Here is a 25159-nt window from a genome sequence, read left to right on the forward strand (position 1 = left end):
TGGCGGCCCGTACTGACGGCCCGTACCCGGAGAAGACCCCGGGTGCGGGCCGTCGGCGTACGCGGCAAGTGTCTCGTGTGAGACATCAATGTCTCATTCGGCTATCCTGTGTCTCATGGCCGTGGATCGTGAACGGGTGCTCAAGGAAGCCGCCGCGCTGCTGACGCGCCGGGCGTCGACGTCGATGGACGAGATCGCCCGGGCCGCCGGCATCAGCCGCGCCACCCTGCACCGGCACTTCGCCGGACGGGACGCCCTGATCAGGGCCCTCGAAGAACACGGGATCGCCCGGTTCACGCAGGCGATGGACACCGCCCGGCTCGACGAGGGCGACGCCCCCGCCGCGCTGCGCCGGCTGATCCGGGAGGCCGAACCGGTCGCCGCCGTCCTCGCCTTCCTCTTCACCGAGAACCAGCTCTTCGAGGACGGCGAGATCAACGCCGGCTGGGCGGAACTCGACGCCCGCATCACCGCCCTCTTCCGCCGCGGCCAGGAGGACGGCGACTTCCGCCTCGACCTGAGCGCCGCCTGGTTCACCGAGGCGTTCTACGGCCTGATCGGCGCCGGCGCCTGGGCCGTCCACGAAGGACGGGTCGCCCGCAACGACCTCACCCACTCGATCGCCGAGCTGCTGCTCGGTGGCATCCGACGGAGCATGGAGAAATGACCGAGACCATAGCGTCAGGCCGGGCCGGTTCGGCCCATGTGGACGACCAGCCCCGCCCGGGACGCTGGCTCGCGCTGGCCGTCCTGGTGCTGGCCGTCCTGCTGGTCGGCGTCGACGCCACGGTCCTCGGCCTCGCCACCCCCTTCCTCAGCGAGGACCTCCGACCGTCCGGCACCCAACTGCTGTGGATCGGTGACATCTACTCCTTCGTCATCGCCGGACTGCTGGTCTCCATGGGCAGCCTCGGCGACCGCATCGGCCGCAAGAAGCTGCTGCTCATGGGCTCGGTCGCGTTCGGCGCGATGTCGGTGCTCGCCGCCTACGCCACCAGCCCGGAGATGATGATCGCCGCCCGGGCGCTGCAGGGCGTCGCCGGCGCCACGCTGATGCCGGCCACCCTCGCCCTGATCCGCAACCTCTTCCACGACCCCAGGGAACGCAGCCTGGCCATCGGTATCTGGGGCGCGATGGCCTCGGCCGGCATGGCCGTCGGCCCGGTCCTCGGCGGCTTCCTGCTGGGCCACTTCTGGTGGGGCTCGGTCTTCCTCATCAACCTGCCGGTGATGCTGCTGCTGGTCGTGGTCGGCGCCAAGGTGATCCCCGAGTCCCGCAACCCCGACCCCGGCCCCTGGGACATCCCCAGCGTGCTGCTGACCCTCGTGGGCATCGTCGGCGTGGTCTACGCCGTCAAGGAAGCCGCGGTGGACGGCTACCGCTGGGACGTCGCGGTGACCGCCGTCGTCGGCGTCCTCGCCCTGGTCGTGTTCGTCCGCCGGCAGCTCACCCTGGAATCCCCGCTGCTCAACATGAAGCTCTTCCACCACCGGGGCTTCTCCGGGGCCGTCCTCGCCGACCTGCTGACCATCCTCGGCCTGTCCGGACTGGTCTTCTTCCTCTCCCAGTTCCTCCAGATGGTGCAGCAGCGCTCGCCGCTCAACGCTGGACTGGTCGAACTTCCGGCCGCGGTCGGCGCGGTGGGTGCCGGCCTCGCCGCCGGCTGGGTCGCCCGCAAGCTGTCCGTACGCATCGTGGTGGCCGGCGGCCTGGCCATGGTCGGGATCGCGCTGGCCGGCTGCACCACCCTGCACGGCGACACCGGCACCGCCGCGATGTGCGTCATCCTCTTCGTCGTCGGCGTCGGCGCCGGCTTCTCCTTCACCGTCACCGCCGACGTGATCCTCTCCAGCGTGCCCAAGGAGGAGGCCGGCGCCGCCTCCGCGGTCTCCGAGACCGCCTACGAACTGGGCGCCGCACTCGGCATCGCCCTGCTCGGCTCCATCGTCACCAGCATCTACCGCGGCTTCCCCGCCCCGGCGGGCATCCCCGAGCACGCCGTCGGCGCGGCCCGCGAATCCCTCGGCGGCGCCGTCGAGACCGCCGTCCAGCTCCCCTCCCACCAGGGCGCGGTCCTGATGAGGGCGGCTCAGCACTCCTTCGTGGACGGCGTGGACACGGCGGCCGCGGTCGGCTCCGGCGTGCTGCTCGCCGCCGCGGTCGCCGCCTGGTTCCTGCTCCGCGGCCAGGAACTCGCCGACAGCCGGTAACCCCGCCACCCGGCCCGCCACTCCGCCGGACGGCGGTCGCACCCCCGCCCCAGGGCGTGTCCTGTGGATCACTCCGCCCCGCACCCGCGATGATCCACGGGACACGCCCTGGGGGCGACTGTCCCCCGCCCGTTCACGCCCGGTACGCGCGCAGGTGACCGGCCGTCAGGTGCGGCTCGTTTGACTCTCCGGTCGTCCCCCTACGGACGGCCCGCTCAGGAGAGTGACGCAGTGCGCGACATCGGACGACGGTCCTTCTTCACCGCCGCGGGGGCCCTGGCCACCGCGAGCGCCATCGGAAGCAATGCCTACGCCACCGGCCACGCCCGCGACGCGGCCACCGCCGACGAATACGTCGACGTCCAGCTCCTCAACATCACCGACCTGCACGGCTATCTCCAGGGCGCCCCGGGCGCCCACTCCGTCATCACCGGCGCCGGCGGGAAGACCTACACCGTGGGCGGCGTCGCCTACATGGCCGCCCACCTGGAGCGGCTCCGCGACGGCCGTGCCAACTCCCTCTTCTTCGCCCCCGGCGACCTCTTCTCCGGCTGGGAGTTCGACGCGGCCGCCTTCGCCGACGAGCCCACCATCGAGGCGCTCAACGCCATGGACCTGGACTTCGCCTCCGCCGGGAACCACGAGTTCGACAAGTCCGCGCGCTTCCTGACCTCGCACATGGAGGACGGCGACGCCTACCCGGTCGTCGGCCGCGATAACGACTTCAAGGACTCCACCGGACGCCGCTTCCGCGGTGCGGACTTCCCGTACTACAGCGCCAACATGGTGTGGAACGCCACCGGCAAACGCGTCCTGCCGCCGTACAACATCGTGCACGTGGACGCCGGCGGCGGCCGCCGGCTGCCGGTCGGCTTCATCCACCTCACCGCCATCGGCACCGAGTCCTTCCCCGGCTCCTACCAGCCCGGCCTGCGCACCCTGGACGAGCTGGAGACCGCCAACCGCTGCGCCGCCGAGCTGAAGAAACGCGGCGTCAACGCGATCGTGCTGAGCATGCACGACGGCGCGGTGGCCGGCAGCGACTTCTCCAGCGGCAAGAACCCCTCCGGACCCGCCTACGAACTGGCGCTGCGGGCCTCGCCGGACATCGACGCCATCGTCACCGGCCACTGGCACTGCGCCTTCACCATGATGCTGCCCGACCCCGACGGCGCGCCCCGCCCCTTCGTCGAGGCCGGCTGCTACGGCCAGCTCATCAACGAGATCAATCTGCGCCTCGACCCGGACACCGGGGCGGTCGTCCGGGAGCTGACCACCTCCGTCAACCACCCCAACACCCGCGATGTGGCCCCCGATCCGGAGCTGCGGTCGATCGCCTCCTACTGGGCCGGCTACGGCAGCCGGCGGGCCCGCACCAAGATCGGCACCCAGACCGCCTCCTTCACCCGGCGCCGCAACGCGCTGGGGAGAGTCCACCATGGGCAACCTCGTCGCCGACTGGGCCCTGTGGGCGGGCCGGCAGCCGCCGGGCCCGACGGCCGACCCCGCCGAGCACCCCGACACCCCCGCCGACCTCGCCGTCATCGCGGTCGCGCCGCGCGTCGGCCAGGCGGTCATCGCCGGGGACCTGATCCGCGACGAGGAGTCGGAGGGCACCGTCACCTTCGCCCAGGCCTGGAACGCGGTCGGCTTCGGGGACCCGATCGTCACCGTCACCGTCACCGGCCGGCAGATCCACGACGCCCTGGAGGAACAGTGGGCGCCGCTCGCCGGCGGCGGCCTCGGCTTCTCCCCCCTCGCCGTCTCCGCCAACGTCCGCTACACCTTCGACGCCGCCGGCAGGGTCGGCCGCCGGGTGGACCCCGCCGAGGTCCTCATCGACGGCACCGCCCTCGACCTCAGGCGCAGCTACCGCCTCGCCGCGCCCTCCTACACCCTGATCAACCAGGACGGCTTCAGCGCCTTCACCGGCTTCACCGCCCCCGTCCGGCACACCCGCGACTTCGAGAGCTTCATCGCCTTCGTACGGACCCGGAAGCGGCTGGTGCCCGCCCCGCTCAACCGCGTCGCGGTCAAGAACGCCGCCGTGCGCGGCGCCCGCACCGGCATCGTCACCCCGCGCCAGCAACTGCTCCAGGACGGCAGCGTGGTGCCGCGTCCCGAGGCGGCGCTGCGCACCGCGCGGACCGGCGGCGCCGAGGGCCAGCGCGCCCCCGGCGGCTTCCGGGTGCCCTGCTGACACACGAGGGGCCCCGTCCGCGGCTGCGGACGGGGCCCCTCGTGACGCCGGTCGGACCGCCGGATCAGGCGGCGGCCCTGGCCTTGGTGGCGTAGATGTCGACGTACTCCTGGCCGGACAGCTCCATGACCTCGCTCATCACCTCGTCGGTCACCGCCCGCAGCACATAGCGGTCGCGGTCCATCCCGTCGTACCGGGAGAAGTCCAGCGCCTCACCGAAGCGGATCGTGACCGGGGCGATCCGCGGCAGGCCCTTGCCGCCGGGCTGCACCTTGTCCGTGCCGATCATCGCGAACGGGACGACGGGCGCACCGGTCATCAGGGCGAGCCGGGCGATGCCGGTACGGCCGCGGTAGAGGCGGCCGTCGGGGGAGCGGGTGCCCTCGGGGTAGATGCCGAACGCCTTGCCCTGCTCCAGGACCCGGCGGCCGGTCATCAGGGCCGCCACCCCGCCGTGGCCGCCGTCCCGGTCCACCGGGATCATGCCGGCGCTGGTGAAGAACCAGGCCATCAGCCGGCCCTTGATGCCGGTGCCGGTGACGTACTCGTCCTTGCCGATGAAGTACACCGGGCGCTTGACCACCAGGCTGAGGAAGAGCGAGTCGATGAAGGTGACGTGGTTGCCGGCCAGGATCACCGGTCCGGTCGCCGGAATGCGCTCCATACCCTCGACCTTCGGGCGGTAAAGGACACGCATGACGAATCCGAGAATCGCCTTGAGCACAATGCGGGACAACGGGCCCTCCGGGTCGTGGCTGGCTGGTGAGCGTCAAGCGGGCGCAGAACTCTGCAGCCCAGGACCATACTCGCGGGTTACTCCCGCGCGCACATCGGGTTCATGAGGTCGATACGCACAGTTGACTCACGGTTGACGTGTGTTACCACCATGTTCCCTCCGGAGTCGTCGTGCGTCTCCCGGCATGACCCGTCCGTGCCTACGATCAGCCGGGTTCCCCGGGCGCCCGGGCAACACGCCTCGACGCGGGCCGGAAAACACCCGGAAGCACTCGAAGCACTCGAAGCACTCGAAGCACTCGGAAGCGCCCGGGCGCACCCGGAACGCACCGAACGACGCACAACAAGGAGCGTGGGCATGCAGAAGCGGCAGCAGCCGGGACGGCGGACGGTGCTGGGGGCGGCGGCCCTCGGCGCGGGAGCGGCGGTGTTCGGCGGAGCCGGGCAGGCGAGCGCCGCCGGGCGCGGCACGGCGGGCCGGGAACTGCCCGTCCCGCTGATCGTCGGCCACCGCGGCGCCAGCGGCTACCGCCCCGAGCACACCTTCGGCTCCTACCAACTCGCCCTCGACATGGGCGCGGACGTCATCGAGCAGGACCTCGTCCCCACCAAGGACGGCCATCTGGTCTGCCGGCACGAGAACGACATCACCGCCACCACCGACGTCTCCGCACACCCGGAGTTCGCCGGCCGCAAGACCACCAAGACCGTCGACGGACAGCAGCTGACCGGCTGGTTCACCGAGGACTTCACGCTCGCCGAACTCAAGACCCTGCGCGCCAAGGAGCGCATACCGGGCACCCGGCAGCACAACACCCTCTACGACGGCCAGTGGCAGGTGCCCACCTTCGAGGAGGTCCTCGACTGGGCCGAGCGGGAGGGCCGCAAGCGGGGCCGCCGGGTCTGGCTGCACATCGAGACCAAGCACCCCACCTACTTCCGCAAGCTCGGCCTCGGCCTGGAGGAACGGGTGGCCAAGGCGCTGCGCGCACACGGCCGGCACCGCCACAACTCCCCGAACTTCCTGCAGTCCTTCGAGCCCAGCAGCATCCGCCGCCTCGGCGAGCTCGTCGACTGCCCCAAGGTCGTCCTGCTGGGCACGCTCAAGGACCGCCCCTGGGACTTCACCGAGGCGGGCGACCCGCGCACCGTCGCCGACCTGGTCACGCCCGAGGGCCTGAAGTGGATCGCCGGGTTCGCCGAGGGCATCGGCCCGGACCTGACCGTGATCATCCCGCGGGACACGGACGGCAAGCTCGGCACGCCCACCTCCGTCGTCGAGGACGCGCACGCCGCCGGGCTGGTCCTGCACCCGTACACGGTCCGTAACGAGAACACGTTCCTGCCGACCGACCACCGCCGCGGCACCGACCCCAACGCCTACGGCGACTCCCTCGGCGTCTTCAAGGCGTACCTCGGCACCGGCATCGACGGGCTGTTCTCCGACAACCCGGACACCGCGCTGCTGGCCGCCGCGGAGTTCCGCTCGCGCTGACCGGCCACCCGGCCACCGACCGGCACCGGGCCCCGACCTCCCCGCGCTCTCATCTGAGTTGGGAATGTCACAGAGGAGCTCGGTGCCGGTCCGTTCCGCTTGCCCCAATTGCCTGCGCAGAATGCTCCCGGCGGCGATTGCCGCCGCCACATTCCGGGGAGTCCGGAAGTCAGGGCACCACGTCCGGGCGCACACCCCTCTCACCCTCGCGCGCCCGGGCCAACCGAATAAGGGGAGGCATACGCGCATGGGCACCAGCGTGACCATCTCTGCGGCGACCGACGAGGACGCCGAGCAGATCCTCAAACTGCAGTACCTCTGTTACCAGTCGGAGGCCGCGCTGTACGACGACTACGGCATCGAGCCGCTCACCCAGACGCTGGCCGCGCTGCGCGCCGAACTGAGCGGGGGCTGCGTACTGGTGGCCCGGCTCGGCGACGAGGTGGTCGGATCCGTGCGCGGCACCGTCGACGCGTCGGGCACCGCGGCGATAGCCAAGCTCATCGTGCACCCCCGGCTGCAGCGCCACGGCCTCGGCGGCCGGTTGCTGGCCGCGGTCGAGCAGCGGCTGGCCGAGGAGCGCTCGGCCACCCGGTTCCGCCTCTTCACCGGGCACCGCAGCGAGGGCAATCTGCGGCTGTACCGCAGCCACGGCTACGCGCCCGTGGGCACCGAGGAGCGCAGCCGGCGGCTGAGCCTGGTCACGCTGGAGAAGGAGGCCGCGGCCGAGGAGTTCGTGGCCCAGGCGTAGCGGCTCGCGCGTCGCGTCACACGTCGCGGAAGGGGAACGGGCCCGCGTGGCGGCGGGCCCGTCCACCGCACAGCGGCCGTCGTCCCGTACGCGCCGGAGGACCGGCCGTCAGGCGGTGCGCGCCCGGCGCAGCCACAGCATCCCGGTGACCGGCAGCAGGACCGGGATGAAGAGGTAGCCCATGCCGTAGTCGGACCAGACCGTGGCGTCGGGGAACGCCGACGGCTCCACCAGCGTCCAGGTGCCCACGGTCAGCACGCCCACCAGCTCCGCCGCACAGCACACCAGCGCCGCCCGGCGGGCCCGGTCGCCGCCGCGGACCAGCGAATAGGTGATGAAGCCGTAGACCAGGCCGGCGAGCGCGGAGAGCGTGTACGCCAGCGGGGCCCGGTCGAAGTCCGTGGCGATCTGGAAGGCCGAGCGCGACAGCGCGCCGACGACCATCACGCCGTACAGCCAGACCAGCAGGATCCCGGGGCCGCTGATCAGCTTCTGCCGGGTGCGCGGCGCGCCCTCCTCGGCGGTGTGGTCGGTCGCGGTCACGTCAGCCTCCCCAGATGTCGAACAGCCGCACTTCGAGCACGGCCAGCACCACGCCGCCGGCGGAGACCGTCAGCGAGCCCCAACGGGTGCGCTCCGTAAGGGACATGAAGCCCGCGGCGGGCACACAGGCGAACGCGCCGAGCAGATACGCCACGAAGATCGTCGTGCCCTGTGCGGGCTTCTCGCCGCGCGCCAGCTGGACGATGCCGACGACCAGCTGCACCACAACGAGCAGCGTCACCACGGCCATGCCGATGAAGTGCCAGTCCATGGTCCGCTGGTCCCGGTAGGCGGCGAAACCGCACCAGGCGGCGAGCGCGAGCGCGGCCGCACCGATCGCGATCGTCAGGGCATCAAGCATGCCGAGACCCTATTACGGGCCAAAAGACCCGATGCGCCCGCCCCCGGCCCGCACATACGCTCGGTCCCCATGAAGATCCACGCGGACGCACTCCTCTTCGACAACGACGGCACCCTGATCTCCTCCCTCGACTCCGTCCACCGCTGCTGGACCCGGTGGGCGCGGGAGTACGGCATCGCCCCCGAGGACTTCGCCCGGGTCGAGCTGCACGGCCGTCCGGCCGCCGAGATCGCCGCCGATCTGCTCCCGGCCGGGGAGGTGCCCGGCGCGCTGGCGCGGATCGAGCAGCTGGAGGTCGAGGACGTCGCCGGGGGAGTGACGCTGCTGCCCGGCACCCGCGCCCTCCTGGAGAGCCTGCCGCCCGAGCGGTGGGCGGTGGTCACCTCCGCCACCCGGCGGCTGGCCGAGGCCCGCCTCGGCGAGGCCGGCATCCGGCCGAAGAAGCTGATAGCCGCCGACGACATCACCCGCGGCAAGCCCGACCCGGAGCCGTTCCTGCTGGCCGCCCGCCGGCTCGGGGTGGACCCGGCCCGCTGTGTGGTCTTCGAGGACGCCCCGGCCGGGCTGGCGGCGGGCCGCGCGGCCGGCATGACGACCGTGGCGTTGACCACAACCCACCCGGCCGCCGAGCTCTTCGCCGACGTCGTCGTCCCCGACCTGTCGGCGGTATCCGCGCAGGCCACGGGCGGGACGGTGGAGATCACCCTGGCCGGATGAGGCGCTGTCCACGGGTCGGTCAGCGAAGTCCGCTATGCGGACACGGTTGATCGGCCCGCACAGCCGTCTGGTTTACTTGCCGCCATGACCACGACGAGCAACCGCACCCCTGCGACCGAGGCGAACCTGACGCCCGGTGCTCGTTGCATGTGTCGAATGTGTGACCGCTGAGGGCCCCCGCCTGAGCCTCGCGCCCCGAAGCGAGACCCCATGCCGTGCACCGGTCCCCGACCGCGACGGCCGCCCCGCGTCACCGGAACCAGGAGCCGGGCCCCGCGCCCGCCACCGCTCCCGTTCCCCCTGCCGCACTCGCAAGAATGCCCCGCGCCCGGCGGCGAGCCGCCGAGCACTCGACAGTGACGGAATTCCCTGTGATCACCACAACGGGCCTGACCAAGGTCTACCGTTCAGGAGACCGCGACGTCACCGCCCTGGACGGCGTCGACCTGCACGTCCGCGAGGGCGAGGTGTACGGCGTCATCGGCCAGAGCGGCGCCGGCAAGTCCACCCTCATCCGCTGCCTCAACCTCCTGGAGCGCCCCACCTCCGGCACGGTCACCGTCGCCGGCCAGGAGCTGACCTCCATCGCCGGGCGCGGCAAGCGCGCCGGCGCCCAGCTCCGCGCCGCCCGCAGCCACATCGGCATGGTCTTCCAGCACTTCAACCTGCTGTCCTCGCGCACCGTCCAGGACAACGTCGAACTGCCGCTGGAGATCCTCAAGGTCGACCGCCGCGAACGCTCCCGCAAGGCCCTGGAACTGCTGGACCTGGTCGGCCTCGCCGACAAGGCCACGGCGTACCCCGCCCAGCTCTCCGGCGGCCAGAAGCAGCGCGTCGGCATCGCCCGCGCCCTGGCCGGCGACCCCAAGGTGCTGCTCTCCGACGAGGCCACCAGCGCCCTCGACCCGGAGACCACCCGCTCCATCCTCACCCTGCTGCGCGACCTCAACCGCCAGCTCGGCCTGACCATCGTCCTCATCACGCACGAGATGGACGTCGTCAAGACCATCTGCGACTCGGCCGCGCTGATGAAGAACGGCCGCGTCGTCGAGCAGGGCACCGTCGCCGAACTGCTCGCCACCCCCGGCTCCGAACTCGCCCGCGAGCTCTTCCCGGTCGGCGGCGAGCCCTCCGCCGACGACCGCACCGTCGTCGACATCACCTTCCACGGCTCGGCCGCCACCCGCCCGGTGATCTCCGAGCTGGCGCGCACCTACAACGTCGACATCTCGATCCTCGGCGCCGCCATGGACACCGTCGGCGGCAAGCAGATCGGCCGGATGCGGATCGAGCTGCCCGGCCGCTTCGAGGAGAACGTCGTCCCCATCGGCTTCCTGCGCGAGCAGGGCCTCCAGGTCGACGTGGCCGACGTGGCCGACCTCGCCCCCGACACCGCCGCGGCCGTCCCGGCGCCCGCCGCCGCCCCGCTCCAGAAGGAAGGTGCCAAGTGAGCTGGACCGAGATGCAGCCGCTGCTCTACGACGCCACCCTCGACACCCTCTTCATGGTGTGGTGGTCGACGTTCTACGCGGTCCTCTTCGGCATCCCCGTCGGCATCCTGCTGCACCTGACCGACCGCGGCGCCCTGCTGCAGAACGCCGTGGTGAACAAGGTCCTCGGCGCGATCGCGAACATCGGACGGTCCTTCCCGTTCCTGATCCTCATCGTCGTGCTGCTGCCCTTCACCCGGCTCGTCGTCGGCACCTCCATCGGCCCCACCGGCGCGGTGGTCCCGCTCGCCATCGCCGCCATCCCGTTCTTCGCCCGCCTGGTCGAGGCCGCGCTGCGCGAGGTCGACCACGGCCTGGTGGAGGCCGCCCAGGCCATGGGCGGCGGCACCTGGACCATCATCTTCAAGGTGCTGCTGCCGCAGGCCCTGCCCGCGCTGGTCGCGGCCGTCACCACCACCGTCATCACGCTGATCGGCTACTCCGCGATCGCCGGTGCGGTCGGCGGCGGCGGCCTGGGCTCCCTCGCCTACAACTACGGCTACCAGCAGTACGAGACCAAGCTGATGGTCATCACCGTCGTCGAGCTGATCGTCATCGTCACCGGCGTCCAGCTGCTCGGTGACCTGGTCGTCCGCCGGCTCGCCGGCCGCGGCACCCGTCCCTCCTCGCCCGTACGCGTCGGCCTGCGCCGCGCCCGCACCGAGGAGCCGGCGGTCGTCACCGAGGCCGCCTGACCCCCTTCCGCCACCCGCGTCACCCGCACCACCCGAGAGCCCGGACCCTTTGCCGGGCGGACAACACACGGACCCCCCGTGTGGGAACAAGAAAGAGGCACTCTTCGTGCGCAACACCGTCAAGATCACCGTGGCCGTCGCCGCCGCCTCCGCCGTCGCCCTGGGCGCGAGCGCCTGCTCCGCGCCCTCCGACGCCACCGCCAGCACCGACAAGAGCGACAAGAACGCCCCCCTCGTCGTCGCCGCGAGCCCCACCCCGCACGCCACCATCCTCGACTTCGTCAAGGACAAGCTGGCGGCCAAGGAGGGCCTCAAGCTCGTCGTCAAGCCGTTCAACGACTACAAGATCCCCAACAAGGTCACCGACGACGGCCAGGTCGACGCCAACTTCTTCCAGCACAAGCCCTTCCTGGACACCTTCAACAAGGAGAACGGCACCCACATCGTGCCGGTCCAGAACGTGCTCATCGAGCCCCTCGGCCTGTACTCCAAGAAGATCCACAAGCTCTCCGACCTCAAGTCCGGCTCGACCGTCTCGGTCCCCAACGACCCGTCCAACGAGGGCCGCGCGCTCAAGCTGCTCGCCGACAACGGCGTGATCACCCTCAAGCCCGGGGTCGGCGCCGACGCCAAGCTCACCGACGTCAAGGACGACAAGGGCATCAAGATCACCGAGCTGGAGGCCGCGCAGACCGCGCCGCGCATCGACGACGTCGACGCCGCCGTCATCAACGGCAACTTCGCCATCGGCGCCCACCTCAAGCCCTCCAAGGACGCCCTCGCGCTGGAGAAGGCCAAGGACAACCCCTACGCCAACTTCCTCGCCGTCAAGAAGGGCAACGAGAACGACCCGCGGATCAAGAAGCTGGCCAAGCTCCTGAACTCCCCCGAGGTCAAGAAGTTCATCGAGGACAAGTACAAGGACGGCTCGGTCATCCCCGCCTTCGGTCCCGCCAAGGCCTGATGCCACCAGCCACCACCGGGCCCCGGCCGCGCACCCGCGCGGCCGGGGCCCGGGCGCGTGGCACACCCACCGGCCCATGCTGCATGCTGGTGCATTCAAGACGGTCAGACGGCCCGTGACCTCGCGGTGAACCATCCCGCGACGTCCCGGAGCACCCACGGTCAACGGCGTTGGAGCAGCGGCATGACATCCACCTTTCCGGACATCTCCCTCAGCACGGACCGGCTGGTGCTGCGCCCCTTCGAGGAGGCCGACGTCCCCGCCCTCGCCGCGATGATGAACGACGAACTGGTCGCCGCCTGGACCGCCGTGCCGCAGCCCTACACCGAGGCCGCCGCCCGTACCTGGGTCAGCGAGTACGCGCCCGCCGAACGCACCGCCGGCCGCGGCATCGACTTCGCCGTCACCGAATTCCTCACCCAGCGGCTGGTCGGCGTCGTACAGCTGGGCAACACCAACTGGCGGCTGCGGGCCACCGAGATCTCGTACATCACCGCCTCCTGGGCCCGCGGTGAGGGCTACGCCTCCGAGGCGGCGCTCGCCACCGCCCAGTGGGTCTTCCACGACCAGAAGTTCGAACGCCTGGAACTCCGCACCGCCGCCGGCAACACCGCCTCCCAGCAGGTCGCCCAGAAGATCGGCTGCATCAGCGAGGGCGTGCTGCGCAACGCCTGCATAGCCCGCAGCCGTACGGAGGACGGCGGCTGGGCCGACATCCGCACGGATCAGATCGTCTGGAGCCTGCTGCCCGAGGACCTCGACGGGGTCCCCGGCCGGATGGCCGACGCGAACGGATTCACCTACCCCGAGTGGAACTGACCCACGCCCGCGCCCAGGTCCGTACCTCTCGGGGTACCCTCGGCCTGCCGCGCACCCGCGCGACCAGCGCGGACCTGCGTCCGGCGCACCACAGCGGCGCGCCACCGGCCCGCGGCCACCCCGCGGCCGCCCCCGCCCGCGTACCCACAGCAGCCCCAGGAGACTGACGAGCATGGCCGACCGGGTCACGGTGATCGGATGGGACGGCTCTCCGCTGACCGCCGCCGCCCGCTCCGCCCTGGGCGCCGCCACACTCGTGGCCGGCGCCGCCCACCACCTCGCACTGCCCGAAGTCCCGCCGCACGCCGAGCGGATCCGGCTCGGCAGCGTCACCCTGGCCGCCCGCCGGATCGCCCAGCACCGCGGCACCGCCGTCGTCCTCGCCGACGGCGACCCGGGCTTCTTCGGCGTCGTCCGCACCCTGCGGGCCCCCGAGCACGGCCTGGAGGTCGAGGTCGTCCCGGCCGTCTCCTCCGTCGCGGCCGCCTTCGCCCGCGCCGGCATGCCCTGGGACGACGCCCAGATCGTGGTGGCCCACAGCCGCGACCTGCGCCGCGCGGTCAACGTCTGCCGCGCCCACACCAAGGTCGCGGTGCTCACCTCGCCCGGCGCCGGCCCCGCCGAACTCGCCCTGCTGCTCGGCGGTGTCCACCGCACCTTCGTCATCTGCGAGGAACTGGGCACCGAACGCGAGCAGGTGACGGTCCTCACATCCGACAAGGCCGCCGACCACGTCTGGCGCGACCCCAACGTCGTCATCGTCGTCGGCGGTTCACCCGGCGGCGCCGCGGCCCAGGGCACCGGCTGGATCGCCGGCCACGAGGTCGGCCACCCGACCGGACCGCGCGGCTGGGGACTGCCCAACCGCGCCTACGGCGGCGCCCTCGCCGAGGGTGAGACCGTCCAGCTGCGCACCGCCCAACTCGCCCGCCTCGGGCCCCGGGTGGGCGACCTGGTCTGGGACATCGGCACCGGCAGCGGAGCCGCCGCCGTGGAGGCCGCGCGGTTCGGCGCCGCGGTCATCGCGGTCGACGCCGACCCGGACGCCTGCGGCCGCGCCGCCGCCGTCGCCCGCCGGCACGGCGTCCAACTCCAGGTCGTGCACGGGCGGGCGCCGCAGATCCTGGAGGACCTGCCCGAGCCCGACGTCGTACGGATCGGCGGCGGGGGAGTGGAGGTCGTCACCGCCTGCGCGGCCCGCCGTCCCGAACGGATCGTCACCCACGCCGCCACCCGCGACGAGGCCGAGCTGCTCGGCCGGGCGCTGGCGGACGGCGGGTACGACGTCGAGTGCGCCCTGCTGCAGTCCGTGGACCTGGACACCTCCGTCTGGGTCGAACGCGAGCGGTCCGTGGTGTTTTTGCTCAGCGGGTATCGCGTTCCTCACCCGTGACCAGGAAGGCAACCCGCGCGAGGTAGGCTGGCGGATCGTTGCGCCGCCGTTCCACGTTCGGCTTCGTACGTCAAATATCCGGAAAATGCCGCGGTTTTGGACGAATATGAAGCTGTGAGCGTGGTCGTGCCGCGAGGCGTGCTCGCTCGTTCTAGCTATCGGGGCGTCGGGGCGCCCCGGTCGAGCGTGTCGCACGAGCGGTTGGAAGGAGCACTACCAATGGGCGAGGGGTACGCATGACCGACACCGGCCAGGTCCCGGGCGAGGGACAGCCGGAGAACGCAGGCGGACATCCCGGGCAGCCGCAGCCGGCGGCCGCTCCCTCCCCTGCCGACGCCGGATCCACGGAGCTGCCGGGCATGGTGACCCCTCAGGGCGACTACCCCTACCTCGACCAGGCCGATCCCGGCGTCGAGGACGACGACCTGCTGCTCATGCCGGGCGCCCAGGGCGCCTGGAGCGAGCAGCCCGCCGCCCAGCCGCTCCCGCACGAGACCCACCAGGGACCGGCCCAGCAGCCGCAGCACGGCGTGCCGTTCGACGCCGCCCAGGCAGCCACCGGTTACGAGCAGATGCCCGCCCAGGCCGGCGACCACGAGACCGGCGGCCGGGACTCCGGTTCCGTCGACCTGAGCGCGGTCCGCATCCCGCAGCCCGCGGCGCCCCAGCAGCCGGACCGGGCCCGCGCGGCCGCGCCCAGCCGCCGCCCGCTGCACATGGGCCCGCCGGTACCCGACGCGACCGGCGGTGTGGTCCGTTCGCTCGCCGACCGCGGTCCCGCGGACGCCCCCGCCCGGCACGCCGCCCCGCCCGCCGGCGCCCCCGAATACTTCGACGCCGCCGCCCCGGCCCCCGTGGCCCCGGAGGCCGCCGCGGCCGCCCAGCAGGTCCCCGGCGCACCCCAGGCGTACGCCGCCCCGCAGCCGCCGGCCGAGGCGGTGCCGTACGCCGAGCAGTCCTACGGCGGCCAGGCCTACGGTGGGCAGTTGTCGCCCGAGCAGACCTACGGGGCCGCCGGCCAGGGCCCGTTGCCGGGCCCGCAGCTCGGCGAGATCCCGGCCCAGATGCCGGCCTGGAACGACGCCACGGCCGCCCCCGAGCCGGTACCGGCTCCCGAACCGGCCGTGCTGGCCGCGCCCGCACCGGTGGCCGACGAGGTGCCGGTGGCCGATCAGATGCCGCCGGTCGAGCAGACCGCAACGGCCGTGGAAGCGGCCCCGGTTGCCGACGCGGCACCGACGGCGGAAGCGGCCGCGCCCGTGGAGGCCCCCGCCGCACCGGCGGCCGAGACCGCGCCGCCGGTCGCGCAGCCCGTCGCCCAGGCCCCCGAGCAGCCCGCCGAACAGCAGCAGCCCGCCGAACAGCAGCCCGTGGCGCAGCCGCAGGCACAGCCCCAGCCGGTGGCGCAGCCCGCGGAGGGCGCCGCGGACGGGACCGTACCGGGCGAGCCCGTCGAAGCCCCGGCCGCGGAGCAGCCCGCCGCCCCGGCACCGGACGCCCAGACCCCGGATGCCCAGACTCCGGATGCCCAGACCCCGGACGCCCCGGTCCAGGAGGCTCCGGCCCAGGACGCGCCCGCCCGGGAAGTGCCCGCAGCGGACGTTCCTGAACAGGGCGCGCCCGAGGCCGCGGAGGGACACGACGCGGCCGACGCCGCCGCCCAGCCGCAGCCCGAGGCCGTGGCACCGGAGGCCGTGGCACCGGAGGCCGTCGCCCCCGAGGCCGTCGCGGCGCCGCAGGGCCCCGTCGCCCTGCCCGGTGCCGAGGACGGCGCCCCCGCCGAGCAGGCGGTCACCCCCGTCGAGCAGGAGCAGGCCGTCATAGAGCGGCCCGAGGCGGTCACCCCCGACACCTCGGCCGCCCCTGCCGCCACGGACGCCCCCGAGGGCGAGGCGACCCGGCCGACGAACCCGGGGCACCCGCCGCGGACACCACACCGGACACTCCCGCCGACGCGTCCCCCGAGGCCGCCGTGACCCCCGAGGCCGCCGTGACCCCCGAGGCCGCAGCGACCCCTGAGTCCGCAGCGACTCCCGAGGCCGCCCCGGTCGACGCGGCAACCCCGGTCGACACGCCAACCCCCGCCGCGGAAGAGCAGGCAGCCACGGCAGAGGCCGCGGAACCGGCCGCGACCGAAGCAGCGCCCGCAGCGACGGAGGAGGCAGCGGAGCCGACACCGGTCGCGGACGCCGCCCCGGCGGCCGACCCGGCCCCGGCCCCCGAGCAGCCGCAGACCGCCGACGAGCAGCCCGCCACCCCGGCCGAGGCCCCCGCCGCTGAAGCCACCCCCGCGGCTCAGCCCGGCACTGTCCACATCCCGGCCCAGCAGGTCGCCGAGCAGCCGGCCGGCGCACAGCCGCAGGCCGCCGAGCAGCAGCCGCAGGCCGCCGCGGACGACACCGTTCCGCAGGACCAGGACCCCGCCGGCACCCCGGCCGCCGCAGCGGAGCCCGCCGAGGCCCCCGCGGCCGAGGCCCCCCACCAGCAGGACGCCGAGGCGCTCCTCCAGCGCGGTGAGGGCGCCGACGAGGACCAGCCGCAGGAGCCCGACCCGGCCCCGGCGGCCGACCAGCCGCAGGCCGCCGACGAGCAGTCCGCCGAGGAACAGCCCGCCGCCGCGGAGACCGCCCCCGCCGACGGCGCCCCCGAAGCGGAAGAGCTCCCGGCCGGGCCCCCGGCCGCCGGCTACGACGACTCCGAGCGCGCCGCCGTCCACCGCGTGATGCGCGAGCGCCGCGACATCCGCAACGGCTTCCGCAGCGACCCGATCCCCAACGAGGTCCTGCTGCGCGTCCTGGAGGCGGCCCACACCGCCCCCAGCGTCGGCCACTCCCAGCCCTGGGACTTCGTCGTCATCCGGTCCGCCGAGACCCGCGAGAAGATGCACCAGCTCGCCATGCAGCAGCGCGACGCGTACGCGAAGTCGCTGCCGAAGGCGCGCGCCAAGCAGTTCCGCGAGCTGAAGATCGAGGCCATCCTCGAAACGCCGGTCAACATCGTCGTCACCGCGGACCCCACCCGCGGCGGCCGGCACACCCTCGGCCGGCACACCCAGCCGCAGATGGCCCCGTACTCCTCCGCGCTCGCCGTGGAGAACCTCTGGCTCGCCGCCCGCGCCGAGGGCCTCGGCGTCGGCTGGGTCAGCTTCTTCGACGAGCGCGAGATGGTCCGCGAACTCGGCCTGCCCGACCACCTCGAAGTCGTCGCCTACCTGTGCGTCGGCTACGTCGACGAGTTCCCCGAGGAGCCCGAGCTGCTGCAGGCCGGCTGGTCCAAGCGCCGCCCGCTGTCCTGGGTCGTCCACGAGGAGACCTACGGCCGCCGCGCGCTGCCCGGCGAGAACCCGCACGACCTCCTCCAGGAGACCCTCCAGGGCATCCGCCCGCTGGACGCCAAGGCGCTCGGCGAGGCATGGGAGCGCCAGAAGCGGATGACCAAGCCCGCCGGCGCGCTCGGCATGCTGGAGATCATCTCCGCGCAGCTGTGCGGCCTGTCCCGCAAGTGCCCGCCGCCGATCCCGGAGCCGGCCGCCGTGGCGATCTTCGCCGGCGACCACGGCGTGCACGCCCAGGGCGTCACCCCCTGGCCCCAGGAGGTCACCGGCCAGATGGTCGCCAACTTCCTGGGCGGCGGCGCGGTCTGCAACGCCTTCGCCAACCAGGTCGGCGCCGAGGTGTGCGTCGTGGACGTCGGCGTGGCCGTCGAACTGCCCGCCACCCCCGGCCTGCTGCCCCGCAAGGTCCGGGCCGGCACCGCCGACTTCACCCAGGGCCCCGCGCTCACCCAGGACGAGGTCCTCAAGGCCATCGAGGTGGGCATCGAGACCGCCCGCGACCTCGTTGCGGCCGGCAACAAGGCGCTGCTCACGGGCGAGATGGGCATCGCCAACACCACCACCTCCGCCGCGCTGATCGCCGTCTACACCGGCGTCGACCCCGCCGAGGTCACCGGCCGCGGCACCGGCATCAACGACGAGACGCACGCCCGCAAGGTCGACGTGGTCCGCCGTGCCCTGGAACTCCACCAGCCCGATCCGGCCGATCCGGTCGGTGTGCTCGCCGCGGTCGGCGGCCTGGAGCACGCGGCCCTGGTCGGCCTGATCCTCGGCGGCGCCTCGCTGCGCACACCGGTGATCCTCGACGGCGTCAGCGCCGGCGCCGCCGCCCTGGTGGCCCGCGCCATCGCCCCCGAGGCGCTGGCCGCCTGCATCGCCGGCCACCGCAGCGCCGAGCCCGGCCACGTCGCGGCCCTCAACAAGCTCGGCCTGCGCCCGCTCGTCGACCTCGACCTGCGCCTCGGCGAGGGCACCGGCGCCCTGCTGGCCCTCCCCGTCGTGCAGAGCGCGGCCCGCGCCATGCACGAGGTCGCCACCTTCGACTCCGCCGGAGTGACGGAGAAGAGCTGATGCGGTGCGGCCGGAACCCGGCCGCACCGCATGACCCCCGGCCCGCAGCCCCCTAGGCTGTGGGCCGGGGCCGTACGCCCCCGAGGGTCGTATCATCCCTGATCAGCCGCTCCAGAGCCGCAGCGACTGAGCCGGTCTCGAACCCGCACCATCCGTACAAGGAGCCGCCCCGCCATGGCCGAGCACGTCGCCGAACACGCTGCCTACCCCGTCGGACTGCGGCTGTCCGGCCGCCGGGTGGTCGTCCTGGGAGCCGGACAGGTCGCCCAGCGCCGCCTGCCCTCACTCGTCGCCGCGGGCGCGGACGTCGTGCTCGTCTCCCCGTCCGCCACCCCGTCCGTCGAGGCGATGGCCGACGCCGGCGAGATCCGCTGGGAGCGCCGCCGCTACCGCGCCGGTGACCTCGCCGAGGCCTGGTACGCGCTGATCTCCACCGACGACCCCGAGGCCAACGCCGCCGCCTCCCAGGAGGCCGAGGAACGGCGGGTGTGGTGCGTACGCGCCGACGACGCCGAGGCGGCCACCGCCTGGACCCCGGCCACCGGGCGCAGCGAGGGCGTCACCGTCGCGGTCCTCACCGGCCGCGACCCGCGCCGCTCCGCCGCCGTGCGCGACGCCATCGTCGAGGGCCTGCGCGACGGCAGCATCGCCGCCCCGCACCACCGCCGCCCGCACACCCCCGGCGTGGCGCTGGTCGGCGGCGGTCCCGGCGACCCCGACCTGATCACGGTCCGCGGCCGCCGCCTCCTCGCCGAGGCCGACGTGGTGATCGCCGACCGCCTCGGCCCCCGCGACCTGCTGGCCGAGCTGCCCCCGCACGTCGAGGTCATCGATGCCGCGAAGATCCCCTACGGCCGTTTCATGGCCCAGGAAGCGATCAACAACGCGCTGATCGAGCACGCCAAGGCCGGCAAGGCCGTGGTCCGCCTCAAGGGCGGCGACCCGTTCGTCTTCGGCCGCGGCATGGAGGAGGCCCAGGCACTCGCCGAGGCCGGCATCCCCTGCACCGTCGTCCCCGGCATCTCCAGCACCATCTCCGTCCCCGGAGCCGCCGGCATCCCCGTCACCCACCGCGGCGTCGCCCACGAATTCACCGTGGTCAGCGGCCACGTCGCCCCCGACGACGAGCGCTCCCTGGTCGACTGGGCCGCCCTCGCCAAGCTGCGCGGCACCCTGGTCGTCCTCATGGGAGTGGAGAACAGCGGCGCCATCGCCGCCAAGCTCGTCGAACACGGCCGCCCCGCCGACACCCCGGCCGCGGTCATCCAGGAGGGCACCACCGCTACCCAGCGCCGGGTCGACGCCACCCTCGCCACCCTCGGCGAGACGGTCCGCTCCGAGGGCGTCCGGCCGCCGGCGGTCATCGTCATCGGCGACGTCGTCACCGTCGGCGCGACGACCCCGGCCGGCTAGCCGCGACCACTACTGCCGGCCGGCCGATCGGCTGCCCCGGCATTGGAACCCCGACACCGACAAGGCACTATCTCCCCGTGGCAGAAATCATCACCGTCGACGACCCGGACGACCCGCGGCTGGCCGACTACACCGGCCTGACCGACGTCGAACTGCGGCGTCGGCGCGAGCCCGCGGAGGGACTCTTCATCGCCGAGGGCGAGAAGGTCATCCGGCGCGCCCGGCACGCCGGCTACGAGATGCGCTCGATGCTGCTCTCCTCGAAGTGGGTCGACGTCATGCGCGACGTGATCGACGAGGTCCCGGCCCCGGTCTACGCCGTCAGCCCGGCCCTCGCCGAACAGGTGACGGGCTATCACGTCCACCGCGGCGCGCTCGCCTCCATGCAGCGCACCCCGCTGCCCACGGCCGCCGAACTCCTCGTCGGCGCGCGCCGCATCGTGGTCATGGAGGCCGTCAACGACCACACCAACATCGGCGCGATCTTCCGCAGTGCGGCGGCCCTCGGCATGGACGCGGTGCTGCTCTCGCCGGACTGCGCCGACCCCCTCTACCGCCGCTCGGTGAAGGTCTCCATGGGCGCGGTCTTCTCCGTCCCGTACGCCCGCCTGGAGAGCTGGCCCCGGGACCTGTCCGTCGTACGGGAGGCGGGCTTCAAACTGCTCGCCCTCACCCCTGCCGAGAAGGCCACCACCATCGACGAGGCGGCCCCGCACACGCTGGACCGCGTCGCCCTGATGCTGGGCGCGGAGGGCGGCGGCCTCACCACCGGCGCCCTGCGCGCCGCCGACGAATGGGTCCGCATCCCGATGGCCCACGGCGTCGACTCCCTCAACGTCGGCGCAGCCGCGGCGGTGGCGTTCTACGCGGTGACGTCGGGGCGTCAGGCTTAGGGGTACGGAGGCTTAGGGGGCGTCCGGCGCGAGGGGCCGCCGTGGGCTGGGGCCAGTCGGTCGCCCTCACCGGGGTACGTGGTCACGTGGTTCCCATCCCCGCAACTACTCGGTTCCCCTCCCGGGAATCACGTCGTTCCCCTCCCCGCAACTACTCGCTTCCCCTCCCCGGAATACCGCCCAGCCCCGCCACGTTGTCGGCCCCGAGGGGCGCTCGCGCCCCTTAGGGGATCCGTTCCCCTACCCCCTAAGGCCCGCCCCCTCCCACGCGCCCGCCTACCGCGCGTACGTGTCCCCGCCCCGGTCCGCCGGACCTTCACGCGTAGCGGCCGGACTGCCGGCCGGAGCAAGCGGAGCCAGTCGTTCCATGGCGTCGGCTCCCATCCCCCGGGTCGGCCCCTGGCAGCCCTGCGCCGCCGCGATCCCCAGCGCGACCAGCAGCGTCACCACGACGAACACGATGACCCGCTGGCGCAGCAGCCGGCGGTCCGGTCCGGGCCGGCGTCCGCCCGAGTTCGTACGGACCGGGGTGCGCGAACCGTTTCGCCCCGTCGGCCGCGCCGCCGGACCACGTCGGGCATTCCGCCCCGCAGTACGCGGATTCTTCCTCGCGCCGGTGCCCGCACCGGTACCTGCACCCGTGCCCGCACCGGAAGCCGGCCCGCCCGGCCGTCCACCGGCCCCGTCCCGCGGTGCCGGCGGACGCGACGTGTGCGGGCGCGGCGCGGAGCCGCCCGCCGTCCGCCGCTCGGTGCGCTGGCGCGCGTACTCCTCGGCCCGCTGCCCGGTCGGCCGGTCCGACGGACGGCGCTCCGCCCGGCCCCATCCGGCCCCGCTGCCGGACCCGTTGTGCAGAAGCCCTCCCGACGGCCCCCCGGACAACCCGCCCGACAGACCGTGCGCCTCACGGGCCGCGATCTCCTTGAGCCGCAACGACAGCGACAACGTGCTGGGCCGGTCCGCCGGATCCTTGGCCAGGCACGACGCGAGCAGCGGCGCCAGCGCGTCCGGCACCCCGGCGAGCTGCGCCTCCTCGTGTACCACCCGGTAGAGCATGACCTCCGAACTGCCTTGCCCGAACGGGGAGTCCGCGGTGCAGGCGTACGCCAGCGTGGCGCCCAGCGCGAAGATGTCGGTGGCCGGGGTCACCGCGGCCCCGCGGACCTGTTCCGGCGCCAGGAAGCCCGGCGACCCGACGGCCGTACCGACATGGGTGAGCGTGCTGGCGCCGGTCGCCCAGGCGATGCCGAAGTCGATGATGCGCGGGCCCTTGGGCGACAGCAGGATGTTGGACGGCTTCAGGTCGCGGTGCACGACACCCGCGTCGTGGACGGCCAGCAGCCCCTCGGACAGCGCCGCACCGACGGACGCGACCTGCGCGGGGGAGAGCGGCCCCTCCTCGTTGACCTTGTCGTGCAGCGACGGGCCGGGGACGTACTGGGTGGCGAACCACGGGCGGTCCGCGTCCAGATCGGCCGCGACCAGCCGCGCCGTACAGCCGCCGCGGATCCGGCGGGCGGCGGAGACCTCGCGGGCGAACCGCGAGCGGAACTCCTGATCCTCCGCCAGGTCCGGCCGGATCACCTTCAGCGCCACCCGCTGACCGCGCTTGTCCGAGCCGAGGTAGACCACGCCCATCCCGCCCGCGCCGAGCCGGCGGTGCAACCGGAACGTCCCGACGACACGCGGGTCCTCGCGTCGGAGCCGCATCATCGCCATGTCCGTCCCCTACCTGCGGTGGGAGGCCCCTCCGCTGCCAACCGTCTGACGTGGCACAGCTTACGGATTGACGGCTCGCTGTGCTGAGAGGCCGCGCATGCGTCGGCAACCGGATTGTCGGTGGCGGGTGCGATCCTCGGAGTGCGGAAGGGGCAAGGGGGCGTGCGGCGGCCGGGGTTTTCCGCCCGCGTACTCAATGATGCGTCACATAAGGGGATTGACGCGATGAAAGGTGATCGAGGGAGAATGCCGGGGATGCCGGATGTTGCTCCCGGCGGCGGACGGCGCCGGCGTACGCGGCGGCCGGCGGCTGCCGGACGGCGGGGCGCGGGAGAGCCGCCGACGTGACCGAGGTCACGCCTGCGGGCCGCTCCGACCTGCGGCGCGGTGGCCACCCCTGGGGGATGTCCCGGGGCCCTCAGGGGTCTTCTCCACCCAGGGGAGTACGTGACGCCCGGCCCCGTCATCCTCCTGGAGGCCGCCCAATAGGTACGACGGCATGACGCCTGGCCTGCGTCGCGTGCCTAGTGTTGTCATCAAGCGGCGGGCGCAGCACTCGTCCCCCGAGGTCAGACGCCCGCCGCTCCAGAGACGACGGGAGCGGACGATGGATCGGACCTCAGGACGGACGGCCCTTCGGGCGCAGGGGCGCAAGGCCGCCGCGGCGCTCGGCGGCCACCAGTCCTCGGGCACCCGCCATCCCCTCGTCGCGGTGGCCATGGTGCTGCCGTTGGCGATCCTGCTCGCCGTGGTCTTCGGCGGCTGGGAAGCCGTCATGACACAGGCGTCGTCCGTGGCCGGAATGCTGGGGCGCTGAGCGGCACCCCAGGCCCGGGAGAGCGGCCCGGGACGGGGACCTCCGGCTGAAATACCCCGTGGGGACGGGGGTGCGGCGGACGGCACGAGCGGCCGGGCATCTGGGGAGATGCCCGGCCGTCGAGCTTCCACGCCCACCCACCGAACCGCGGCTCCCCCGAGCGCCCCACCGCGTACGCGCGCCCCCGCCGCCTCGCCCCCTCGCCGCGTACGCATGACCGCCTGATGCCCCCGCGCATACCCGCCTGATGCCCCCGCCCGCGCCCCTTCCCGCAGACGCCCGCCGGCCCGACTCCCCGCCCGCCCCCGCCGCGTACGATCCCCTTCGGGCCCGCCCAGGCAAGGCCCCACACCGACGCAGGCCAGGGGGAGGGGAGGAGAGCCATGCCCACGCCGCTGGCCGTCCGCCTGGCCGCCTTCGCCGCATCCCCCGGCCCCGACGGCCCCCCACCCGCCCCGCCGGCCCCCGAGCCGCTCACCACCCACCCCGAGCCGCCTGCCGATCACCCCCACGCGTCCGCGTCCCCAGGTCACCCCCACCCACCCGCCGACCACCCCCAGGTCCTCGCCGACCGCCCCGACGGCACGGTCGTCCGCAGCGGTCGTACGGTCGCCAAGGCGCACGCCCCCGACGCCGACCCGCACGACCTCGCCGCCCGCCTCCGGATCGCCGCGCACCCCCTCCTGCACGGGATCCTGCTGCCCCCGCTCCCGCTCACCGCCCCGGCGGCTTCCTCGTCCTCACCGACGAGGGCCGGGCGCTCACCCGCTGGCCGTACGGCACCCCGGTCGCGCCCGACGACCCCGCCGCGGTGCCCTGGGAGGACGCCGCCCGCCTGCTGGCCCGCCTGCACTCCGTCGATCCGCGCCAACTCCCCGGCCCGGTCCCGCCGATGCGCGGCCCCGCGAAGGCCGCCCGTGCCCTGACCCGGCTGCGCGCGGCAGTGGCCGACGGGCCGAAGGATGCCGTCCCCGGATCCCTGCGCGCGGCCGCCGCGGCCGTCGAACGGGCCTGGTGCGGGCTGCCGCCCTGGGCCCGGGCGAGGCCCCGCCCCCGCGTGCGGCGTCCCTCTGCCACGGCGACCTCCACCTCGGCCAGCTGGTCCGCCACCCGGCGACCGACGGCCGCTGGCTCCTGATCGACGTCGACGACCTCGGCCTCGGCGACGGAACCTGGGACCTGGCCCGTCCCGCCGCCTGGTTCGCCACCGGTCTGCTCGCTCCCGACGTCTGGACGCGCTTCCTGACCGCCTACCGCGCGGCCGGCGGGCCGGCGCTGCGCCCCGACGGCGACCCCTGGCCCGAGCTGGAGGTCCCCGCCCGCGCCCTGACCGTGCAGACCGCCGCGCTCGCCGTCGCCAAGGCCGTCACCGGGGAGCGGGCGCTGGACGAGGCTGCGACCGCGGTCATCGACGCCTGCGCCCGGATGGCGTCCCTGCCGCAGCAGTTGGCACCCGACGGGCCCGTCGTACGCTGAACCCCACGCCACCGGAAGGCCGTTCCGGTGGCGCCGCGCTGAGCGGCAGCGAACGACAGGAG

17 protein-coding genes and 3 pseudogenes are annotated in these 25159 nt (G+C 73.7%); 16 read left to right on the forward strand and 4 right to left on the reverse strand.

Translation table 11 applies throughout. The annotated features are described in order from the left end of the window. The first annotated feature begins 115 nt into the window (after positions 1-115). From OJ254_RS20615 to OJ254_RS20625, 3 genes and pseudogenes are all read left to right on the forward strand, one after another. Entirely contained in the window at positions 116-667 is a 552-nt protein-coding gene (locus tag OJ254_RS20615; RefSeq protein ID WP_265363504.1) for a TetR/AcrR family transcriptional regulator, read from the forward strand. Continuing rightward, on the forward strand, positions 664-2211 hold the full coding sequence (locus tag OJ254_RS20620; protein WP_265363505.1) for an MFS transporter: 1548 nt from the start codon (positions 664-666) through the stop codon (positions 2209-2211). Before OJ254_RS20615 ends, OJ254_RS20620 begins: the two co-directional genes overlap by 4 nt. Positions 2212-2442: 231 nt before the next feature. Beyond that, a pseudogene (locus tag OJ254_RS20625) lies at positions 2443-4411 on the forward strand (bifunctional metallophosphatase/5'-nucleotidase). A 64-nt stretch (positions 4412-4475) separates the two neighbouring features. On the opposite strand, the gene OJ254_RS20630 reads toward OJ254_RS20625, so the two are convergent. Then, positions 4476-5147 (reverse strand): lysophospholipid acyltransferase family protein, encoded by a 672-nt coding sequence (locus OJ254_RS20630; protein WP_265363506.1) that lies wholly within the window; start codon positions 5145-5147, stop codon positions 4476-4478. A gap of 357 nt (positions 5148-5504) precedes the next feature. Between OJ254_RS20630 and OJ254_RS20635 the strand changes: the two genes are divergently transcribed. Both OJ254_RS20635 and OJ254_RS20640 read left to right on the forward strand, forming a co-directional pair. Then, complete coding sequence (locus tag OJ254_RS20635; RefSeq protein WP_265363507.1) at positions 5505-6641, forward strand: glycerophosphodiester phosphodiesterase; 1137 nt, start codon at positions 5505-5507, stop codon at positions 6639-6641. A 247-nt stretch (positions 6642-6888) separates the two neighbouring features. Next, positions 6889-7392: a GNAT family N-acetyltransferase gene (locus OJ254_RS20640; protein ID WP_265363508.1), complete on the forward strand. Its 504-nt coding sequence runs from the start codon at positions 6889-6891 to the stop codon at positions 7390-7392. Between the two features lie 108 nt (positions 7393-7500). On the opposite strand, the gene OJ254_RS20645 is transcribed toward OJ254_RS20640, so the two are convergent. Further along, complete coding sequence (locus OJ254_RS20645; RefSeq protein ID WP_265363509.1) at positions 7501-7935, reverse strand: hypothetical protein; 435 nt, start codon at positions 7933-7935, stop codon at positions 7501-7503. Position 7936: 1 nt separating this feature from the next. Then, positions 7937-8296, reverse strand: a complete 360-nt coding sequence (locus OJ254_RS20650; RefSeq protein WP_265363510.1) for a hypothetical protein — start codon at positions 8294-8296, stop codon at positions 7937-7939. Between the two features lie 69 nt (positions 8297-8365). Between OJ254_RS20650 and OJ254_RS20655 the strand changes: the two genes are divergently transcribed. The 9 genes and pseudogenes from OJ254_RS20655 to OJ254_RS20700 all read left to right on the forward strand — a co-directional run bounded on the left by OJ254_RS20655 (position 8366) and on the right by OJ254_RS20700 (position 21085). After that, on the forward strand, positions 8366-9013 hold the full coding sequence (locus OJ254_RS20655) for an HAD-IA family hydrolase (RefSeq protein WP_265363511.1): 648 nt from the start codon (positions 8366-8368) through the stop codon (positions 9011-9013). A 371-nt stretch (positions 9014-9384) separates the two neighbouring features. Continuing rightward, positions 9385-10464 carry a methionine ABC transporter ATP-binding protein gene (locus tag OJ254_RS20660; RefSeq protein WP_265363512.1) on the forward strand — a complete coding sequence of 360 codons (1080 nt, stop codon included), beginning with the start codon at positions 9385-9387 and terminating at the stop codon, positions 10462-10464. Continuing rightward, entirely contained in the window at positions 10461-11198 is a 738-nt protein-coding gene (locus OJ254_RS20665) for a methionine ABC transporter permease (protein ID WP_265363513.1), read from the forward strand. Before OJ254_RS20660 ends, OJ254_RS20665 begins: the two co-directional genes overlap by 4 nt. Before the next feature lie 106 nt (positions 11199-11304). Next, complete coding sequence (locus tag OJ254_RS20670) at positions 11305-12162, forward strand: MetQ/NlpA family ABC transporter substrate-binding protein (RefSeq protein WP_265363514.1); 858 nt, start codon at positions 11305-11307, stop codon at positions 12160-12162. Between the two features lie 183 nt (positions 12163-12345). Further along, positions 12346-12981, forward strand: a complete 636-nt coding sequence (locus OJ254_RS20675; protein ID WP_265363515.1) for a GNAT family N-acetyltransferase — start codon at positions 12346-12348, stop codon at positions 12979-12981. A 172-nt stretch (positions 12982-13153) separates the two neighbouring features. Further along, complete coding sequence (gene cbiE / locus OJ254_RS20680; protein WP_265363516.1) at positions 13154-14374, forward strand: precorrin-6y C5,15-methyltransferase (decarboxylating) subunit CbiE; 1221 nt, start codon at positions 13154-13156, stop codon at positions 14372-14374. A 236-nt stretch (positions 14375-14610) separates the two neighbouring features. Further along, positions 14611-18779: pseudogene (gene cobT, locus OJ254_RS31905) on the forward strand (nicotinate-nucleotide--dimethylbenzimidazole phosphoribosyltransferase). Positions 18780-18953: 174 nt separating this feature from the next. Next, complete coding sequence (cobA, locus tag OJ254_RS20695; RefSeq protein WP_265363518.1) at positions 18954-20192, forward strand: uroporphyrinogen-III C-methyltransferase; 1239 nt, start codon at positions 18954-18956, stop codon at positions 20190-20192. A gap of 77 nt (positions 20193-20269) precedes the next feature. Further along, a complete protein-coding gene (locus OJ254_RS20700; protein ID WP_265363519.1) occupies positions 20270-21085 on the forward strand; it encodes a TrmH family RNA methyltransferase in 816 nt (271 codons plus the stop codon). A gap of 276 nt (positions 21086-21361) precedes the next feature. On the opposite strand, the gene OJ254_RS20705 is transcribed toward OJ254_RS20700, so the two are convergent. Then, on the reverse strand, positions 21362-22804 hold the full coding sequence (locus OJ254_RS20705; RefSeq protein ID WP_265363520.1) for a serine/threonine-protein kinase: 1443 nt from the start codon (positions 22802-22804) through the stop codon (positions 21362-21364). A 607-nt stretch (positions 22805-23411) separates the two neighbouring features. Here OJ254_RS20705 and OJ254_RS20710 point away from each other — a divergent pair. Both OJ254_RS20710 and OJ254_RS20715 read left to right on the forward strand, forming a co-directional pair. Next, positions 23412-23621 (forward strand): hypothetical protein, encoded by a 210-nt coding sequence (locus OJ254_RS20710; RefSeq protein WP_261952521.1) that lies wholly within the window; start codon positions 23412-23414, stop codon positions 23619-23621. A gap of 383 nt (positions 23622-24004) precedes the next feature. After that, positions 24005-25097, forward strand: a pseudogene (locus OJ254_RS20715) (phosphotransferase family protein). Positions 25098-25159 lie beyond the last annotated feature (62 nt).

The sequence above is a fragment of the Streptomyces endophytica genome, from assembly GCF_026153355.1.
Classification (GTDB): domain Bacteria; phylum Actinomycetota; class Actinomycetes; order Streptomycetales; family Streptomycetaceae; genus Streptomyces; species Streptomyces endophytica.